At 69.7% G+C, this 15,788-nt stretch carries 16 protein-coding genes and 1 tRNA gene; 6 read left to right on the top strand and 11 right to left on the bottom strand.

What is annotated here, in order from left to right:
• From AC5Y4Q_RS21320 to AC5Y4Q_RS21300, 5 genes are all read right to left on the bottom strand, one after another.
• A tRNA-Ala gene (locus tag AC5Y4Q_RS21320) sits at positions 1 to 76 on the bottom strand.
• Between the two features lie 50 nt (positions 77 to 126).
• A complete protein-coding gene (gene sepX / locus AC5Y4Q_RS21315; RefSeq protein WP_125225912.1) occupies positions 127 to 1,209 on the bottom strand; it encodes a divisome protein SepX/GlpR in 1,083 nt (360 codons plus the stop codon).
• A gap of 146 nt (positions 1,210 to 1,355) precedes the next feature.
• Positions 1,356 to 2,018 (bottom strand): GNAT family N-acetyltransferase, encoded by a 663-nt coding sequence (locus AC5Y4Q_RS21310; RefSeq protein ID WP_125225911.1) that lies wholly within the window; start codon positions 2,016 to 2,018, stop codon positions 1,356 to 1,358.
• A 10-nt stretch (positions 2,019 to 2,028) separates the two neighbouring features.
• Complete coding sequence (gene glp / locus AC5Y4Q_RS21305; RefSeq protein WP_125225910.1) at positions 2,029 to 3,297, bottom strand: molybdotransferase-like divisome protein Glp; 1,269 nt, start codon at positions 3,295 to 3,297, stop codon at positions 2,029 to 2,031.
• A 58-nt stretch (positions 3,298 to 3,355) separates the two neighbouring features.
• Positions 3,356 to 4,267 (bottom strand): UTP--glucose-1-phosphate uridylyltransferase, encoded by a 912-nt coding sequence (locus tag AC5Y4Q_RS21300; protein WP_125225909.1) that lies wholly within the window; start codon positions 4,265 to 4,267, stop codon positions 3,356 to 3,358.
• Positions 4,268 to 4,344: 77 nt separating this feature from the next.
• On the opposite strand from AC5Y4Q_RS21300, the gene AC5Y4Q_RS21295 reads away from it, so the two are divergent.
• From AC5Y4Q_RS21295 to AC5Y4Q_RS21285, 3 genes are all read left to right on the top strand, one after another.
• On the top strand, positions 4,345 to 4,971 hold the full coding sequence (locus AC5Y4Q_RS21295; RefSeq protein ID WP_499960145.1) for a 5-formyltetrahydrofolate cyclo-ligase: 627 nt from the start codon (positions 4,345 to 4,347) through the stop codon (positions 4,969 to 4,971).
• Positions 4,972 to 5,015: 44 nt separating this feature from the next.
• On the top strand, positions 5,016 to 5,363 hold the full coding sequence (locus AC5Y4Q_RS21290) for an FmdB family zinc ribbon protein (RefSeq protein ID WP_499960144.1): 348 nt from the start codon (positions 5,016 to 5,018) through the stop codon (positions 5,361 to 5,363).
• Between the two features lie 66 nt (positions 5,364 to 5,429).
• Positions 5,430 to 6,074 (top strand): SAF domain-containing protein, encoded by a 645-nt coding sequence (locus AC5Y4Q_RS21285; protein ID WP_064920127.1) that lies wholly within the window; start codon positions 5,430 to 5,432, stop codon positions 6,072 to 6,074.
• Between the two features lie 4 nt (positions 6,075 to 6,078).
• Here AC5Y4Q_RS21285 and AC5Y4Q_RS21280 read toward each other — a convergent pair whose 3' ends face one another.
• From AC5Y4Q_RS21280 to rpmF, 6 genes are all read right to left on the bottom strand, one after another.
• On the bottom strand, positions 6,079 to 6,510 hold the full coding sequence (locus AC5Y4Q_RS21280) for a large conductance mechanosensitive channel protein MscL (RefSeq protein WP_064920128.1): 432 nt from the start codon (positions 6,508 to 6,510) through the stop codon (positions 6,079 to 6,081).
• Positions 6,511 to 6,740: 230 nt separating this feature from the next.
• Positions 6,741 to 7,235, bottom strand: coding sequence for a MogA/MoaB family molybdenum cofactor biosynthesis protein (locus tag AC5Y4Q_RS21275; RefSeq protein WP_125225907.1), 495 nt, complete (start codon positions 7,233 to 7,235; stop codon positions 6,741 to 6,743).
• 48 nt (positions 7,236 to 7,283) lie between these two features.
• On the bottom strand, positions 7,284 to 8,651 hold the full coding sequence (locus AC5Y4Q_RS21270) for a S1C family serine protease (RefSeq protein WP_499960143.1): 1,368 nt from the start codon (positions 8,649 to 8,651) through the stop codon (positions 7,284 to 7,286).
• A 45-nt stretch (positions 8,652 to 8,696) separates the two neighbouring features.
• Positions 8,697 to 10,151 (bottom strand): HAMP domain-containing sensor histidine kinase, encoded by a 1,455-nt coding sequence (locus tag AC5Y4Q_RS21265; protein ID WP_064920131.1) that lies wholly within the window; start codon positions 10,149 to 10,151, stop codon positions 8,697 to 8,699.
• Positions 10,151 to 10,843, bottom strand: coding sequence for a response regulator transcription factor (locus AC5Y4Q_RS21260; protein ID WP_064920132.1), 693 nt, complete (start codon positions 10,841 to 10,843; stop codon positions 10,151 to 10,153). The genes AC5Y4Q_RS21265 and AC5Y4Q_RS21260 overlap by 1 nt, the downstream gene beginning before the upstream one ends.
• Positions 10,844 to 10,906: 63 nt before the next feature.
• The gene (gene rpmF, locus AC5Y4Q_RS21255) at positions 10,907 to 11,080 is read right to left on the bottom strand and encodes a 50S ribosomal protein L32 (protein ID WP_064920133.1); all 174 of its coding nucleotides are present in this window, start codon (positions 11,078 to 11,080) and stop codon (positions 10,907 to 10,909) included.
• A gap of 250 nt (positions 11,081 to 11,330) precedes the next feature.
• Here rpmF and AC5Y4Q_RS21250 point away from each other — a divergent pair, with 250 nt between their 5' ends.
• From AC5Y4Q_RS21250 to AC5Y4Q_RS21240, 3 genes are read left to right on the top strand one after another with little or no spacing between them, the layout of a single operon-like run.
• Positions 11,331 to 13,046, top strand: a complete 1,716-nt coding sequence (locus AC5Y4Q_RS21250) for an acyclic terpene utilization AtuA family protein (RefSeq protein WP_499960142.1) — start codon at positions 11,331 to 11,333, stop codon at positions 13,044 to 13,046.
• Positions 13,043 to 14,191 (top strand): acyl-CoA dehydrogenase family protein, encoded by a 1,149-nt coding sequence (locus AC5Y4Q_RS21245; RefSeq protein WP_125225904.1) that lies wholly within the window; start codon positions 13,043 to 13,045, stop codon positions 14,189 to 14,191. The genes AC5Y4Q_RS21250 and AC5Y4Q_RS21245 overlap by 4 nt, the downstream gene beginning before the upstream one ends.
• Entirely contained in the window at positions 14,191 to 15,780 is a 1,590-nt protein-coding gene (locus AC5Y4Q_RS21240; RefSeq protein WP_185746735.1) for an acyl-CoA carboxylase subunit beta, read from the top strand. The genes AC5Y4Q_RS21245 and AC5Y4Q_RS21240 overlap by 1 nt, the downstream gene beginning before the upstream one ends.
• The last annotated feature ends 8 nt before the right edge of the window (positions 15,781 to 15,788 follow it).

The raw sequence follows: 15,788 nt of genomic DNA, 5'->3' as shown, positions 1-15,788 counted from the left end.
TGGTGGAGCTAAGGGGAATCGAACCCCTGACCTACTCGATGCGAACGAGTCGCGCTACCAACTGCGCCATAGCCCCTGACCGCTAGCAGGCTACCAGCCCCCGGCTGGTCCCCTGAAACCGAGCCGCTATTGACCGGACGCCCGCGGCAGGTCGCCGCGCCAGTCGTATTCGCGCGCCGACGCCGCGTACTCGAGGTGCTCGAACACCGGGTCCTCATCGTCGATCTCCAGCACCGCGACGCCGGGCCGGCGCAGCCGCGCGGGCACCACCTCGAACGCCTCCGGGCCGACGTGCTGGCGCTGCGCGCGTGGACGCTCTGCGCGGCGCGCCCGTCGCGCCCGGACCTGCTGCTCGATGCGGGTCTGGCGGCGCAGGTAGGCCAGGTAGAGCACGGTCGCACCGGCGGCACCGCCGCAGAGCCACCAGGCCGTCGGCGCCACGGTGAACGCCGTGAGCGCCGAGAACACCAGAACCACCGCCAGCGACAGCAGCACCCGCTTGCGGAACTCGTACTTGCGGGCGCTGACGGCCGCGGCGGTCTGGGTGTCATACCGGCGTGGCCGCGCCGCTGCCGGCGCCGGCGCCTCGGCTTCGGCCTCCAGACCCGAGCTGTCCTCGACGTATTCGTACTCGTAGCCGTCGGCCTCGGCTTCCGGCTCGGCTGCTGCGTCATCTTCGGCTTCGCTCTGAGCTTCGGCCTCAGCCTGAGCCGCTGCCGCTGCCTGAGCCGCTGCCTCCGCCTCGGCCCGCGCCTCCGCCTCGGCCTGCGCTTCTGCCTCGGCCTGAGCCCGTGCCTGCGCTTCGGCCTCGGCAGCCATCCCCGCCTCCGACAGCGGCAACACGTCGGAATCCTCGGCGACGACTTCGACGTCGAGAACGTCGAGGTAGTCGAGCTCGCCCTGCTCACCGGCGGCAGCGGCAAACACCCGCGACTCGCTCTCGGCCGGCTCGGCGGACTCGTCGTCGTCGATCTCGACGTCATCGACCTCGGCAGTGTGCTGCCAGTCGGGGTCGCTGCGGTGACCGGCGGCCGGGCCGCCGCGCTTGAGCAGCCGTGCGCTGGACCCACTGGTCAGCACACGGGTCGCCAACGCCACGTCACTGGTGCGGCGCACGGCGTCTCGCTTGCTGACCAGCATCGGCACCAGTACGAACAGCCAGAGGACGACCAGTGAGATCCAAAGCAATGATTGCGGGATGCTGGGCATGGTGGCCTGCTCCTTTCCCAGCCAAGGCTAGGTCTCCTGGCCGACACGGCCCCGGACGGCGCGCCGAGCCAATTACACGCCTGTAATTTACTCGCTGACCTCGGCAGTCACAACTATCACACGGGCAACACGGTGGATTAACTCGATCAAGCCCAGGCGGCCCGGCCGGTCTGCACCAGTGTGGAGGTCACCGACCCGGCGACCTCCTCGGCCGTCATCGCCACCAGCAGGTGGTCCCGCCACGCGCCGTCGACGTCCAGGTAGCGCTGCAGCAGACCTTCCTGGCGGAAGCCCACCTTGGCCAGCACCGCCCGGCTGGCCCCGTTCTCCGGCCGGACGGTGGCCTCCACCCGATGCAGCCGCACCGGCCCGAAACAGTGGTCGAGGCCCAGCGCCACCGCCCCGGTCGCCACGCCCCCGCCGGCCACCGCACTCGACACCCAGTAGCCGATCCACGCCGAGCGCAGCGCACCGTGGGCGATGTTGCCCACGGTCAGCTGGCCGCAGAATCGGCCGTCGAGCTCGATCACGAACGGCAACATCCGTCCGTAGCGGGCCTCGGTGCGCAGGCTCGAACACACCGGCGGCCACGCCGCCGAACTGTGCCGGCTGACCCAGTCCGCCTCGACGCTGGGCTCCCACGGCTCCAGGTGGGCGCGGTCGGCCAACCGGATGCGGCTCCAGGCCACGCCGTCGCGCATCCGCACCGGCCGCAGCCGGATCACCCCCGCGGCCACCCGCAGCGGCCCGAGCACCGTCGGCCAGCCGGGGTGCTGGACGGCCTTGAAGGGCCACAGGTTGACCAGCATGTACCCGGACTCAGCCCCGTTGCGCCAGAAAGGCGACGTCCACCATCTCGCCGGTGGCGATCTGCTCGACCTCCTCGGGAACCACCACCAGGCAGTTCGCCTCGGCCAGGGTCGCCAGCAGGTGCGACGAGGTGCCGCCGGTCCCCCCGAGCACCTGGACCAGGTACTCGTCGGTCTCCTGGTCACGCATCAGCTGGCCCCGCAGATAGCCCTTGCGACCCGGCAGCGAACTGATCGGCCCCAGCGTCCGCGCCCGCACTATCCGGCGCATCGGCTCACGTTTGCCCAGCGACAACCGGATCAGCGGACGGATCATCACCTCGAACACCACCAGCGCGCTGACCGGGTTGGTCGGCAACAGGAATGTCGGAACCCCTTCCGGCCCGAGCTGCCCGAATCCCTGCACCGAACCCGGGTGCATCGCGATCCGGGCGACTTCGATCTCGCCGAGGTCCGCCAGCGCCGCGCGCACCTCGTCGGCGGCCGCACCGCCCACCCCGCCGGCGATCACCACCACCTCGGCGCGGTTGAGCTGTCCCTCGACCACCTCGCGCAGCTTCTTGGGGTCACTGCTGACAATGCCGACGCGATTCACCTCGGCCCCCGCATCGCGTCCGGCCGCGGCCAGCGCGTAGGAGTCCACGTCGTAGACCTGCCCGTTGCCCGGGGTGCGGGTGACATCGACCAGTTCGCCGCCCACCGCCAGCACCGACAGCCGTGGCCGCGGATGGACCAGGACCCGGTCGCGGCCCACCGCGGCCAGCAGACCCACTTGGGCGGCGCCGACGACGGTGCCGGCGCGGACGGCGACATCGCCGGGCTGCACGTCGTCGCCGATGCGGCGCACATAGTCCCCCGGGCGCACGCCGCGTAGCACCCGGACCCGGGAGTTGCCACCGTCGGTCCAGCGCAGCGGCAGCACCGCGTCGGCCAGCGTGGGCATCGGAGCCCCGGTCTGGATCCGGGTCGCCAGCTTCGGTTGTAGTCGGGTGGGGGTGCGGGCCCCGGCTTCGATGGTGCCCAGCACCGGGAGGGTGACGGCGGCTGCGTCCCGGTCGGCGGCGTCGGAGCTGTCGCCGATCGCCTCGGCGCCGAACACGTCGACGCTGCGCACCGCGTAACCGTCGATGGCGGCCTGGTCGAAGGCGGGCATGGGCCGCTCGGCGACGACCTCTTCGGCACACATCAGGCCCTGCGCCTCGGCGATCGCCACCCGGACCGGGCGGGGTGCCACCGCGGCAGCCGAAACCCGGGCCTGCTGCTCCTCAACCGAACGCACGGTGCGCCTTTCTCAGAAAGCCTCGGTCCGATGCGGGCCGGCTAAGACCGACTTCGCCTCAGTTCTCCGCCAACCCCAGCCGCGCCACCAGCCACCGGCGCAGGTCCGGACCGTAGTCATCGCGATCCAGGGCAAAGTCAACCGCAGCTTTGAGGTAGCCGCCCGGATTTCCCAGGTCGTGTCGCGATCCGCGGTGTACGACCACGTGAACCGGATGGCCCTCGGCGATCAGCAGCGCGATGGCGTCGGTGAGCTGCACCTCCCCGCCGGCCCCGCGGTCGATACGCCGCAGCGCATCGAACACCGCCCGATCCAGCACGTAGCGGCCGGCAGCGGCATACATCGACGGGGCGTCGGCGGCCTTGGGCTTCTCGACCATTCCCTTGACCCGCAACACATCCGGGTTGTCATCGTCGGGGACGGGCTCGACGTCGAAAACGCCGTAGGCGCTGACCTCGTCGGGACTGACCTCGATCGCGCACAACACGGTGCCGCCGCGGCGCGCCCGCACCGCCGACATCGTCTCCAATACTCCGGTCGGCAGCACCAGGTCGTCGGGGAGCAGCACGGCGACGGCATCTTCGTCGGTGGACAAGGTGGGTTCCACGCAGCTGATGGCATGGCCCAGCCCGAGCGGCTCGGCCTGCACCACCGACTCCACCTTGATCAACTGCGGGGCCCGCCGCACTTTCGCCAGCATGGCCTTCTTGCCGCGCGCCTCCAGCGTGCCTTCCAGCACCAGATCCTCGACGAAATGCGCGACGACGCCGTCCTTGCCCTCGGAGGTAACGATCACCAGCCGCTCGGCTCCGGCCTCGGCCGCCTCGGCGGCAACCAGCTCGATTCCCGGGGTGTCGACGACCGGCAGCAACTCCTTGGGCACCGTCTTGGTCGCCGGCAGAAAGCGGGTACCCAAACCCGCCGCGGGCACAATGGCGGTGCGCGGAATCGGAACCTTCGGCGTGGGCATTGCTCACACGATAACCGCAATCGACTCCGCCTCCTCCCCCTGGCGGCGGGCGAGCCGGTGCTGACAGGCTGACAGGCGTGACCGACAACGGGGTGGCGGCCGCTAAGTCTGCGCTGCGCGCACGCATGCTCGCAGCCCGCCGCGCGGTACCGCCTGAAGTGCATGATGCCGAAGCCCGCGCGCTGGCCGGCCACCTGCAGCGGCTGGCGGGTGGTGCCCGCATGGTCTGCGCGTACCTGCCGGTGGGCGATGAGCCCGGTTCGGCCGCCATGCTCGACGGGCTGACGCAGCGTGGAATCCGGGTGCTGCTGCCGGTGGTGCGTACCGAAGACGACGGCACACCGCTGGCGCTGATGTGGGGCGACTACCGAACCGAGAGCCTGGTGCCCGCCCGGTTCGGGCTGCTCGAACCGGCGCCGCCGTGGCTTCCGGCGGAGGCGCTGGCCGAAGCGGATCTGGTCGTGGTCCCGGCGCTGGCGCTGGACCGCCGGGGCGCGCGACTGGGCCGCGGTGCCGGTTTCTACGACCGCTCCCTGCTGCTGCGCCGCCCGCAGATCCCGCTGGTGGCCGTCGTACGTGACGAGGAGCTGCTCGACAATCTGCCCGCCGAACCGCATGACGTGCCGATGACCCACGCCCTGACGCCGGGGAAAGGCCTGGTGGTGCTGGAATGCCGACAGCCAGATAGCGGTTCTAGCACTTAGCACGGTAGAGTGCTAACCCGATTGTTCGATCCACGGAGGTTCGCGTGCCCACCTACAGCTACGCCTGCACCGAGTGCAGCAACCGCTTCGACGTGGTCCAGGCCTTTACCGACGACGCGTTGACCACTTGCGAGGAGTGCAACGGTCGCCTCCGCAAGATCTTCGGCAAGGTCGGTGTCGTGTTCAAGGGCAGCGGTTTCTACCGCACCGACAGCCGGGATGCGGGGAAGACGTCCTCGAACGGCAGCAGCTCGGCCAAGGCCACGTCAACGGATTCCGGCAGCGGCGGTTCCGGCGATGGTGGCACCAAGGCCTCCAGCGACGGCGGCGCGAAGGCCGCCGACAAGCCCAAGGCCGACGCCGCATCCACCCCGGCTGCCGCCTCGGCGTAACGGGTTATCCACAAGCCGGCGCCCGGGTCGACGATCCCGCGCGGGCCGGCCACCTACCGTGTCGCCATGGGCGAGTCGCTCAACCCGACGTTGATCTCCCGTGTCTCGCAGGCGCTACGCCCGGACTGGGCCCGCACGGTGCGCGCACGACGGGCGGCCGCCGGCGCCCTGGTCGTGTTGGCCGGCGTCGCGGCGATCCGCTCCGACCCGCAGGGTGACCGGGTCGACGTGGTGGTAGCCAGTCGCGACCTGGCCCCCGGCACGGCGTTGACCGCCGCTGACGTCGCGCTGGAAAACCACTCGGCGCGAACGGTTCCCGACGGTGCCGCGACCGATCTGTCGTCGGTGTTGGCCGCCACGCTGGCCGGTCCGGCACGCCGCGGCGAGGTCCTCACCGATGTCCGTCTTCTGGGCAGCCGGCTCACCGACGCGGTCGCCGGGCCGGACGCCCGCATCGTGGGAGTTCACCCAGCCGACGCCGCGCTGGTCGACCTGGTTCGCCCCGGCGACGTCGTCGACGTCGTGACCGCCGACGACGGGGCCGACCCCCCGGGCGCGCCGAAGGTGGTGGCGTCCGGCGGGATTGTGGTGCTGGTGTCGGACAAACAGAACCACGACGATCGGGTGGTGCTGGTGGCGTTGCCGGCCACCGCCGCGGTGGCGGTGGCCGGTGCCGCACTGGGTCAAGCGGTGACGCTCACCCTGCGCTGAATCGTCAAGCCGCAGCGGCCGGCTGCGGGCTGGCGCAGAATTTGCACTTGGTCGCTTCGGCGGCGATTTCGGACATGCACTCCGGGCAGGTCTTGGTGGGCGGCGCGTCGCCGAACACCGTCTTGCCGCGCCGCTTCTGAATGTGCTTGTAGGGCAACACGATGAAGAAGTAGATGGTCGCCATGAACACGATGAAGTAGATGATCGCCGAGATGAATGCCCCGAGGTCGACGAAGGTCGCCTCGTTGCCCTCCGCCCCGAGTTGGTAGCCCAGCCCCAGCCCGGAGGTGTCCGGCTGCGCGGCTGCCACCAGCGGGTTGATCACGCTGTCGGTAAAAGCTTTGACCAGGTTGGAAAACGCCAGCGCCACCACCAGACCGATGGCGACGGTGATGACGTCGTCGCGCATCAGAAAATTCTTGAATCCTTTGAACACCCGTGCACCCCTTCCGCCCGGAATCCCTGCGGGCAGCCCTGCACCGCCCAAGCGAACCGTAATGGCCGCCGGCGCGTGGGCGCGGGTGATTGCGCGAAGTCGAATCTCAACCGTGATGTGGCGGGACGTTGTCCCGCAGCCACCGCTCGCGCTCCTCGATCTCGCGAGCGTCATCCGGATCGCGCTCGTCGGAGGAGGACTGGTGCTCGCCGAGTCCGGGCATGGCGCGCCTAGATCTCCAGACTGGACAGCTGGCCGATGATTGCGGCCGCCAGGGGGTTCAGCGTCGCCATCCCGTCGCGCACCGCGGCCCGGGAACCGGCCAGATTGACGACCAGGGTGCTGCCCGAAACCCCGGCCAGACCGCGCGACAACCCGGCGTCGGGAATCCCGGCCGCCAGGCCGGATGCACGCAGCGCCTCGGAGATGCCGAGGATCTCCCGGTCCAGGATGTCGCGGGTGGCCTCCGGGGCGACGTCGCGCGGGGTGACCCCGGTGCCGCCGACCGACACCACCAGGTCGACTCCGCCGATCACCGCGGTGTTGAGCGCGTTGCGGATCTCGACCTCGTCGGCGGCGACGGCGACCACGCCGTCGACCATGAACCCGCCCTCGGCCAGCAGTTCGGTGACCAACGGACCACTGTGGTCCTCATCGCCGTGCGCGGTGCGGTCATCGACGACGACGACGAGCGCCCGGCCGGCGAGTTCTGGGGTCTGTTCCATGCCTGCAACCGTATATCGCGTAAAACCCGGGCGGCCCCACCAGTCCCGTCACTGCTGGGCTTTACCCAGGGTGACCTGCGCGGTCTTGGTCGCTCCGCCCGCATCGAGGTAGGTCAGCGTCACCTGGTCCCCGGGCGCCTTGGACCGCACGGCGGCCACCAGCGCGTCGGCACTGCCGATCGGACGCTTGTCGAACGCCGTCACGGTCGCACCCTCGGGCAGGCCGGCTTTCGACGCCGCCTCCCCCGGCACCACCTCGACCACCTTCGCGCCGTGCAGACTGCGCTCGCTGGTGACCCGCACCCCCAGCGAGGCGTGGGTCGCGGTGTGATCGGGCGAGTTGATGAGTTCGTCGGCGATCCGCTTGGCCTGATCCACCGGAATCGCGAAGCCCAGGCCGATAGAGCCGCTCTGGGCTTCCGTGGAGTCGCCGCCCATCGTCGCGATCGCCGAGTTGATTCCCACCAGGTCGCCGTTCATGTTGACCAGCGCCCCGCCCGAGTTGCCCGGGTTGATCGCGGCATCGGTCTGGATCGCGTCGAGCACGGTGTTCTGATTGCCCGCCTCACCGCTGGTGGAGACGGGCCGGTTGAGGGCGCTGACGATCCCGGTCGTCACCGTGCCCTCCAGGCCCAGCGGCGACCCGACCGCCACCACGTGCTGCCCCACCCGCAGGTCCGCCGAGGAGCCGAGCGTGATCGGGGTCAGATCCGAGACGCCCTGTACCCGCACCACGGCGATGTCACTGGCCGGGTCGGTGCCCACCACGCTGAACGGTGCGGTGCGTCCGTCGGCGAACGTCACCGTGGTCTTCGGCGGCGCCTTGGAGGTCGCATCCGCCTTGGCTGCGGCGGCGACCACGTGGTTGTTGGTCAGGATCATCCCGTCGGCGGACAGGATGATGCCGGATCCCTCCTCGGATTGGCGCCCCAGATCGGTCTCCAGCATGACCACGCTGGGCACCACCTTCGCGGCGACTTTCTCGACCGACCCGTCCGGCAGAGTGACCGCGGCGGGCACACCCGGTGCCTGAAGACTGGTGCGGCCACCGCTGGCGAGCGCTTTGTGGTCGGAGTGCAGCGCCGAACCCACCACGCCGCCGGTCACACCCGACAGGGCAGCGATCGCGGCCGCACCGAGCAGCAGCGCGCCCGTGCGTGAGCGCCTCGGGGGCCCGCCCGCACCCGCAAGCGGCGGCCGGCCGTAGGAGCCGTCATAAGCGGAGCGGTAGGACGGCTGCTGCCCCTGGTGGGCCGGCGCCTGGGCATAGCGCCAGTCGTACGCCTGCGAGTACGGGTTCTGCGCCCCCGGGCCCGGATAGCCGTTGGGTCCACGCTGCTCCCCCGCAGACGCACCCGCCGGATTGGGCCGTTCCGGCTGCTGACGCGGCGGGGGGTACCCCGGGTGGTTCATCATGTTGCTGCCTGCTCCTCGAGACGTGAAGTTGCCTCACCACCATGCCTAGGTGGACTGAGAACCGCCTGTGACGGCCGTGGCCGGTATCTCGCCGGCGGAGGTCGGCCCGCCGGGCAGCACCATCCGGATCGACGTCCCGGGCGGTTGACCTCCGACCACGGTGTCTTCGATGGTGATGGCACCGCCGTGCTTGAGCACCACCTGTTTGACGATGGCCAGCCCCAGGCCGGACCCGGGCATCGCGCGGGCCTGGTCGGACCGGAAGAAGCGTTCGAACACCAATTCCCGCTCGTTCTCCGGGATTCCCGGCCCCTGGTCGGACACCACCATCTCGACGTGCGTCGGGTCGATCTGGCGCATCCGCAGGCCGACGACCCCGCCCGACGGGCTCCACTTGGCCGCGTTGTCGAGCAGGTTCAGCACCGCCCGCGATAGGCCCGCGGCGTCGCCGTAGACGTGCCAGGGCACCACCTGGATGTCGAACTCGATGTCGTTGCGCCGCCGCCGGACCCGCTCCATGCTGCGGTCGACGACCTCGTTGAGGTCGACCTGTTCGAACGTGACCTCGCGTTGGTCGTCGCGAGTGAGGTCCACCAAATCGCCGACCAGCGTGGACAATTCCTCGATCTGACCGATTGCGTCCGCACGCAGTTCGGCCATCTCCTCCTCGGGCAACTGCGGGGCGCCCGGCTCCGCCGAGGCCATCAGCAGCTCGACGTTGGTGCGCAGCGACGTCAGCGGGGTCTTCAGCTCGTGACCGGCGTCGGCGACCAGCCGTGCCTGGCGTTCCCGCGATTCGGCCAGTGCCCGCAGCATGGCGTTGAACGCCTCGGTGAGCCGGGCCAATTCGTCGCTGCCGTAGACCGGAATCGGTCGCAGGTCATCGGTGCGGGCCACCCGTTCGGCCGCCTCGGTCAATCGGCCCACCGGCCGCAGACCGGTCCGGGTAACCATCCCGCCGGCCACCGCGGCCACCACGACACCGACACCGCCGACGACGAGCAGCACCCAGCGCAGCTTCATCGTCACCGCGCGGGTGGGCGCCAGGCTCTTGGAGATCAACAGCGTGCTGCCGTTGGGCAGGTGCACGGCCAGCACCCGCTGACCGGCCGCGGTGCGCCGCGACAAGAACAGTTCGCCGCGGATGACGGCCTTCTCCTGCGGTCCGACCGGCAGCCGCTGCCCGGGCTGGTTGGCGGTGTAGATCGACCGGCCGGGATTGACCAGCATGGCGTTGACGTCGGAGTAGGCGGTGCCCTCGATCGCCTTGCGGGGATCGGCGGCCAGCGAACCGCTGGCGATCAGCATCTCGGTGCGGCTCTGCAGCTGATTGTCGATGTCGTTGTACAGCGCCGCCGAGATCACCGCGTAGACGGCGACGGCCATCAACACCACCACCAGCGCCACCATCGACATCGCCAGCAGCATCACCCGCCAGCGCAGCGACAGGGACGTGTTCTGCGCCGAAGCGCCGTCCTGCCGCCGGTGGAAAAACTGCATCAGGGCGGGGTCTCGCGAAGCACGTAACCCACCCCGCGCACGGTGTAGATCAGCCGCGGCTCCCCTTCGGCTTCAGTCTTGCGACGCAGATATCCGATGTAGACCTCCAGCGCATTGCCCGAGGTGGGGAAGTCGAAGCCCCACACCTCCTCGAGGATGCGGCTGCGGGTGAGCACCCGGCGCGGGTTGGCGATCAGCATCTCCAGCAGCGCGAACTCGGTGCGGGTCAGGCTGATCTGCCGGTCACCGCGGGTCACCTCGCGGGTCACCGGGTCCAGCGTCAGATCCTCGAAGGACATCGCCACCGACTCGGACAGGTCCTCGGCGGTGGTGCGGCGCAACAGGGCGCGCATCCGCGCCAGCAGTTCCTCCAAGGCGAACGGCTTGGGCAGGTAGTCGTCGGCGCCGGCGTCCAGGCCAGCCACCCGCTCGGAGACCGAGTCACGGGCGGTCAGAACCAGAATCGGCAGGTCGTCACCGGTGCTGCGCAGTTGACGGCAGACTTCCAGGCCGTCCAGCCGGGGCATCATGACGTCCAGGATCATCGCGTCCGGCCGGTCGCTGGAGATCGCCTCGAGCGCCTCCACGCCGTCGGTGGCCAACGAGACGGAGTAACCGTTGAACGACAGTGACCTGCGTAACGACTCGCGCACCGCGCGGTCATCATCAACAACCAGTACCCGGGTAGCCATGCGTGCTATCCAATCATCGATAGGCGATCTGGAGGGGCAGGCACCGGTCGTGTCGGAGCCCTTTTAGCGGCGGTCGAGATCAATGAGGCCCAGGCGGGCGGCCTTGAGCAGTCGACGCGGCACCTTGTAGGCGCGGCCGGCGACCGACACGTTGACCAGGCCGGTAGCCTCAGCCTTCCACTGCGCGCGGCGGGAACGGGTGTTCGCGCGCGACATTCTGCGCTTCGGCACGGCCATGGTCGAGCCTCTCCTCGATAGTGCGGGTTGCCGCCAGAACCAACGGCGGGACTTCTGCAAAAGGATAACCGGTTACCTGGGCCGACTCCAAAATGACACTGGCCCGCGGTTCAGCGAGGCTCGACGAAGCAGAGCCGAAGCTGGAACCCCCGCCCGGGGGGCGGGCGAGCTTCACCGGCGGCTGTCCGCCTTGACGCGACACCAGCGGTACCGGATAACCTACCGGTTGGTTGAGGGATGGGATTTGGGGATGACAGCAGCGGTTCGGATCGGCAACTGCTCGGGCTTCTACGGCGACCGCCACGCCGCGATGCACGAGATGCTCACCGGCGGTGAGCTGGACTATCTCACCGGCGACTACCTGGCCGAGCTGACCATGCTGATCCTGGGCCGCGACCGGATGAAAAACCCCGAGCGCGGTTACGCCAAGACGTTCCTGACCCAGCTCGAGCAGTGCCTCGGACTCGCCCATGACAAGGGGGTTCGCATCGTCGCCAACGCCGGCGGGCTCAATCCGGCCGGTCTGGCCGACGCGGTGCGCGAGCTCGCCGACCGCCTCGGGGTGCCGACCCGGGTGGCCCACGTCGAGGGCGACGACCTGCTGCCCCGGGCCGCCGAGCTGGACTTGGGTTCTCCGCTGACCGCCAACGCCTACCTCGGCGCCTGGGGCATTGCCGAGTGCCTGGCCGGGGGCGCGGACGTCGTGATCACCGGGCGGGTCACCGATGCCTCGGTGATCGTCGGTCCGGCCGCCGCCCACTTCGGCTGGGCTCGCACCGACTACGACCGGCTCGCCGGGGCAGTGGTGGCCGGCCACGTCATCGAGTGCGGCATCCAGGCCAGCGGCGGCAACTACGCCTTCTTCACCGAGATTCCCACCGAGAAGTTGCTGCACCCCGGGTTCCCGCTCGCCGAGATCCACGCCGACGGGTCGTCGGTGATCACCAAACATCCTGGCACCGGCGGGCTGGTCAGCGTCGACACCGTCACCGCGCAGCTGCTCTACGAGGTCACCGGTGCCCGCTACGCCAATCCCGACGTCACCGCGCGCATGGACAGCATTGAACTGGCCGCCGACGGGCCGGACCGGGTGCGGATCTCCGGCGTGACCGGCGAGCCACCGCCGCCCACCTACAAAGTGTCGCTGAACAGCATCGGGGGGTTCCGCAACTCCACGACGTTCGTGTTGACCGGCCTGGACGTCGAGGCCAAGGCCGAGCTGGTGCGCACCCAGCTGGAGGCGGCGATGACGGTCCGGCCAGCCGAGCTGGAGTGGACGCTGTCGCGCACCGATCACCCCGACGCCGACACCGAAGAAACCGCCAGCGCCCTGCTGCACTGCGTGGTGCGCGATCCGGACCCCGCCAACGTGGGCCGCAAGTTCTCCGCGGCCGGCATCGAGCTCGCGCTGGCCAGCTACCCCGGGTTCTGCGTCACCGCCCCGCCCGGCGACGGCCAGGTCTACGGGGTGTTCACCCCCGGCTACGTCGACGCCGCGAAGGTGCCGCACATCGCGGTGCACGCCGACGGCACCCGGGTGGACATCTCGCCCGCGGCCGAGACCCTCGCACTTGAGCCGGCCGCCGAGCCGAAGGTGCCGGAGCCGTTGCCGCCCGGCCCGACCCGGCGCGCCCCGTTGGGCCTGATCGCCGGCGCCCGCAGCGGCGACAAGGGCGGCTCGGCCAACGTCGGGGTCTGGGTGCGCACCGATGAACAGTGGCGCTGGCTGGCCCACACCCTGACCGTGGCCAAGCTGCGCGAACTGCTGCCCGAGACCGCCGACCTGCCGGTCACCCGCCATCTGCTGCCGAAGCTGCGCGCGGTGAACTTCGTCGTCGAGGGCATCCTCGGTCAAGGGGTCGCCTACCAAGCCCGGTTCGACCCGCAGGCCAAAGGGTTGGGCGAATGGCTACGCAGCCGTCACCTCGAGATTCCGGAGCGACTGCTACCAGAAGGGACACCGTGAGTATCTGGACCACCCCCGAACGGGAGGCGCTGCGCAAGACCGTGCGTGGTTTCGTCGAGCGCGAGATTCTGCCGCACGTCGACGAGTGGGAACGCACCGGCGAGCTGCCGCGCGAGCTGCACCGCAAGGCCGCCGAGGTCGGCTTGTTGGGTGCGGGCTTCGCCGAGGAAGTCGGCGGCAGTGGCGGCGACGCCGCCGACGCGGTGATCGTCTGCGAGGAGATGCATCAGGCCGGAGCCCCGGGCGGGGTGTTCGCCTCCCTGTTCACCTGCGGTATCGCGGTGCCGCACATGATCGCCTCCGGTGACACAAGGCTGATCGGGGAGTTCGTCGCTCCCACCCTGGCCGGGGAGAAGATCGGCTCGCTGGCCATCACCGAGCCGGGTGGCGGCTCGGATGTCGGGCACCTGCGCACCACGGCGCGCCGGGACGGCGACCACTACGTGGTGAACGGTGCCAAGACCTTCATCACCTCCGCGGTCCGCGCCGACTATGTCGTCACGGCGGTGCGCACCGGCGGGCCCGGCGCGGCCGGGGTGTCGCTGCTGGTGGTCGAGAAGGGCACGCCCGGCTTCGAGGTGAGTCGCAAGCTGGACAAGATGGGCTGGCGGTCCTCGGACACCGCGGAACTGTCCTACGTCGACGCCCGGGTGCCGGCGGCGAACCTGGTCGGCGTCGAGAACACCGGCTTCGCCCAGATCGCCGCGGCGTTCGTCTCCGAACGGGTCGGCCTGGCCGCGCAGGCCTATGCCAGTGCGCAGCGCTGCCTGGAGCTGACCCTGGCCTGGTGCCGGGACCGGGAGACCTTCGGCCGTCCGCTGATCTCCCGCCAGGCCGTGCAGAACACCCTCGCCGAGATGGCCCGCCGCATCGACGTGGCCCGGGTCTACACCCACCACGTCGTCGAACGGCAGCTGGCCGGGGAGGTCAACCTCATCGCCGAGGTGTGCTTCGCCAAGAACACCGCGGTGGAGGCCGGCGAGTGGGTGGCCAACCAGGCGGTGCAGCTCTTCGGCGGCATGGGATATATGTCCGAATCCGAGGTGGAGCGCCAGTACCGCGACATGCGGATCATCGGGATCGGCGGCGGAACCACCGAAATCCTCACCTCGCTGGCCGCCAAAACGCTTGGATACCAATCATGATTCTCAAATCCACGCTCGACCCGGCGTCTCCCGCCTACGCCGAAGCCGCCGCGGCGCTGACCGAGAAACTCAGCGAGCTCGACGCCGAGCTGGCCAAGGCCCTGGCCGGCGGCGGCACCAAGTACGTCGAGCGGCACCACGCCCGCGGCAAGCTCACCGCACGCGAGCGCATCGAGTTGCTCATCGACCCCGACTCGCCGTTCCTGGAACTGTGCCCATTGGCGGCGTGGGGCAGCGACTTCCAGGTGGGGGCCAGCCTGGTCACCGGGATCGGTGCCGTCGAAGGCGTGGAGTGCATGATCGTCGCCAACGACCCGACGGTCAAGGGCGGCACCTCCAATCCGTGGACGCTACGAAAGATCCTGCGGGCCAATCAGATCGCTCATCAGAACCGGCTACCGGTGATCTCGCTGGTCGAGTCCGGCGGCGCGGACCTGCCCACCCAGAAGGAAGTCTTCATTCCCGGCGGTCAGATGTTCCGCGACCTGACCCGGCTCTCGGCCGCGGGTATCCCGACCATCGCGCTGGTCTTCGGCAACTCCACCGCGGGCGGAGCCTACGTGCCCGGCATGTCCGATCACGTGGTGATGATCAAGGAGCGCTCGAAGGTGTTCCTGGCCGGGCCGCCGCTGGTCAAGATGGCCACCGGTGAGGAGTCCGACGACGAGTCGCTCGGCGGCGCAGAAATGCATTCGCGCACTTCGGGTCTGGGCGACTACCTCGCCAACGACGAGCTCGACGCGCTGCGGATCGGCCGGCGGATCGTAGCCCGGCTGAACTGGGTCAAGCAGGGCCCGAAACCACTTCCGGTAGTAGAGCCGAAATTCGACGCCGAAGAACTGATCGGCATCGTGCCGGCCGACCTACGCATCCCATTCGACCCGCGCGAGGTGATCGCCCGCATCGTCGATGGTTCGGAGTTCGACGAGTTCAAGGCGCTCTACGGTTCGTCGCTGATCACCGGCTGGGCCCGGCTGCACGGCTACCCGGTAGGGATCCTGGCCAACGCGCGCGGCGTGCTGTTCAGTGAGGAATCCCAGAAGGCCACCCAGTTCATCCAACTGGCCAACCGGTCCAACACCCCGTTGCTGTTCCTGCACAACACCACCGGGTACATGGTCGGCAAGGCCTACGAAGAGGGCGGCATGATCAAGCACGGCTCGATGATGATCAACGCCGTATCCAACTCGACAGTGCCGCACATCTCGCTGCTGATCGGCGCCTCCTACGGCGCCGGGCACTACGGCATGTGCGGGCGGGCCTACGACCCGCGCTTCCTGTTCGCCTGGCCCAGCGCCAAAGCGGCGGTGATGGGCGGCACACAGCTGGCCGGCGTCATCTCGATCGTGAGCCGCGCCGCCGCCGAGGCCCGCGGACAGCAGGTGGACGAGGCCGCGGACGCGGCGCTGCGTGCGGCGATCGAAGCCCAGATCGAAGCCGAGTCGCTGCCGATGTTCCTCTCCGGCAGGCTCTACGACGACGGCGTCATCGACCCCCGCGACACCCGCACCGTGTTGGGAATGTGCCTGTCCGCCATCGCCAATGGCCCGGTCGAGGGGACGTCGAACTTCGGCGTCTTCCGGATGTGAGGACTCCC

This window comes from Mycobacterium sp. NGS16 (assembly GCF_059813225.1).
This window is presented reverse-complemented; position numbering and strand designations above follow the sequence as displayed.

Excerpts from the sequence above, each read along its gene's own strand:
- AC5Y4Q_RS21260 (WP_064920132.1), bottom strand. The coding sequence starts at position 10,843 with ATGGCTACCCGGGTACTGGTTGTTGATGATGACCGCGCGGTGCGCGAG.
- AC5Y4Q_RS21285 (WP_064920127.1), top strand. The coding sequence starts at position 5,430 with ATGGGCGAGTCGCTCAACCCGACGTTGATCTCCCGTGTCTCGCAGGCG.
- sepX (WP_125225912.1), bottom strand. The coding sequence starts at position 1,209 with ATGCCCAGCATCCCGCAATCATTGCTTTGGATCTCACTGGTCGTCCTC.
- AC5Y4Q_RS21300 (WP_125225909.1), bottom strand. The coding sequence starts at position 4,267 with ATGCCCACGCCGAAGGTTCCGATTCCGCGCACCGCCATTGTGCCCGCG.
- AC5Y4Q_RS21310 (WP_125225911.1), bottom strand. The coding sequence starts at position 2,018 with ATGCTGGTCAACCTGTGGCCCTTCAAGGCCGTCCAGCACCCCGGCTGG.
- rpmF (WP_064920133.1), bottom strand. The coding sequence starts at position 11,080 with ATGGCCGTGCCGAAGCGCAGAATGTCGCGCGCGAACACCCGTTCCCGC.
- AC5Y4Q_RS21270 (WP_499960143.1), bottom strand. The coding sequence starts at position 8,651 with ATGATGAACCACCCGGGGTACCCCCCGCCGCGTCAGCAGCCGGAACGG.
- AC5Y4Q_RS21265 (WP_064920131.1), bottom strand. The coding sequence starts at position 10,151 with ATGCAGTTTTTCCACCGGCGGCAGGACGGCGCTTCGGCGCAGAACACG.
- AC5Y4Q_RS21250 (WP_499960142.1), top strand. The coding sequence starts at position 11,331 with ATGACAGCAGCGGTTCGGATCGGCAACTGCTCGGGCTTCTACGGCGAC.
- AC5Y4Q_RS21275 (WP_125225907.1), bottom strand. The coding sequence starts at position 7,235 with ATGGAACAGACCCCAGAACTCGCCGGCCGGGCGCTCGTCGTCGTCGTC.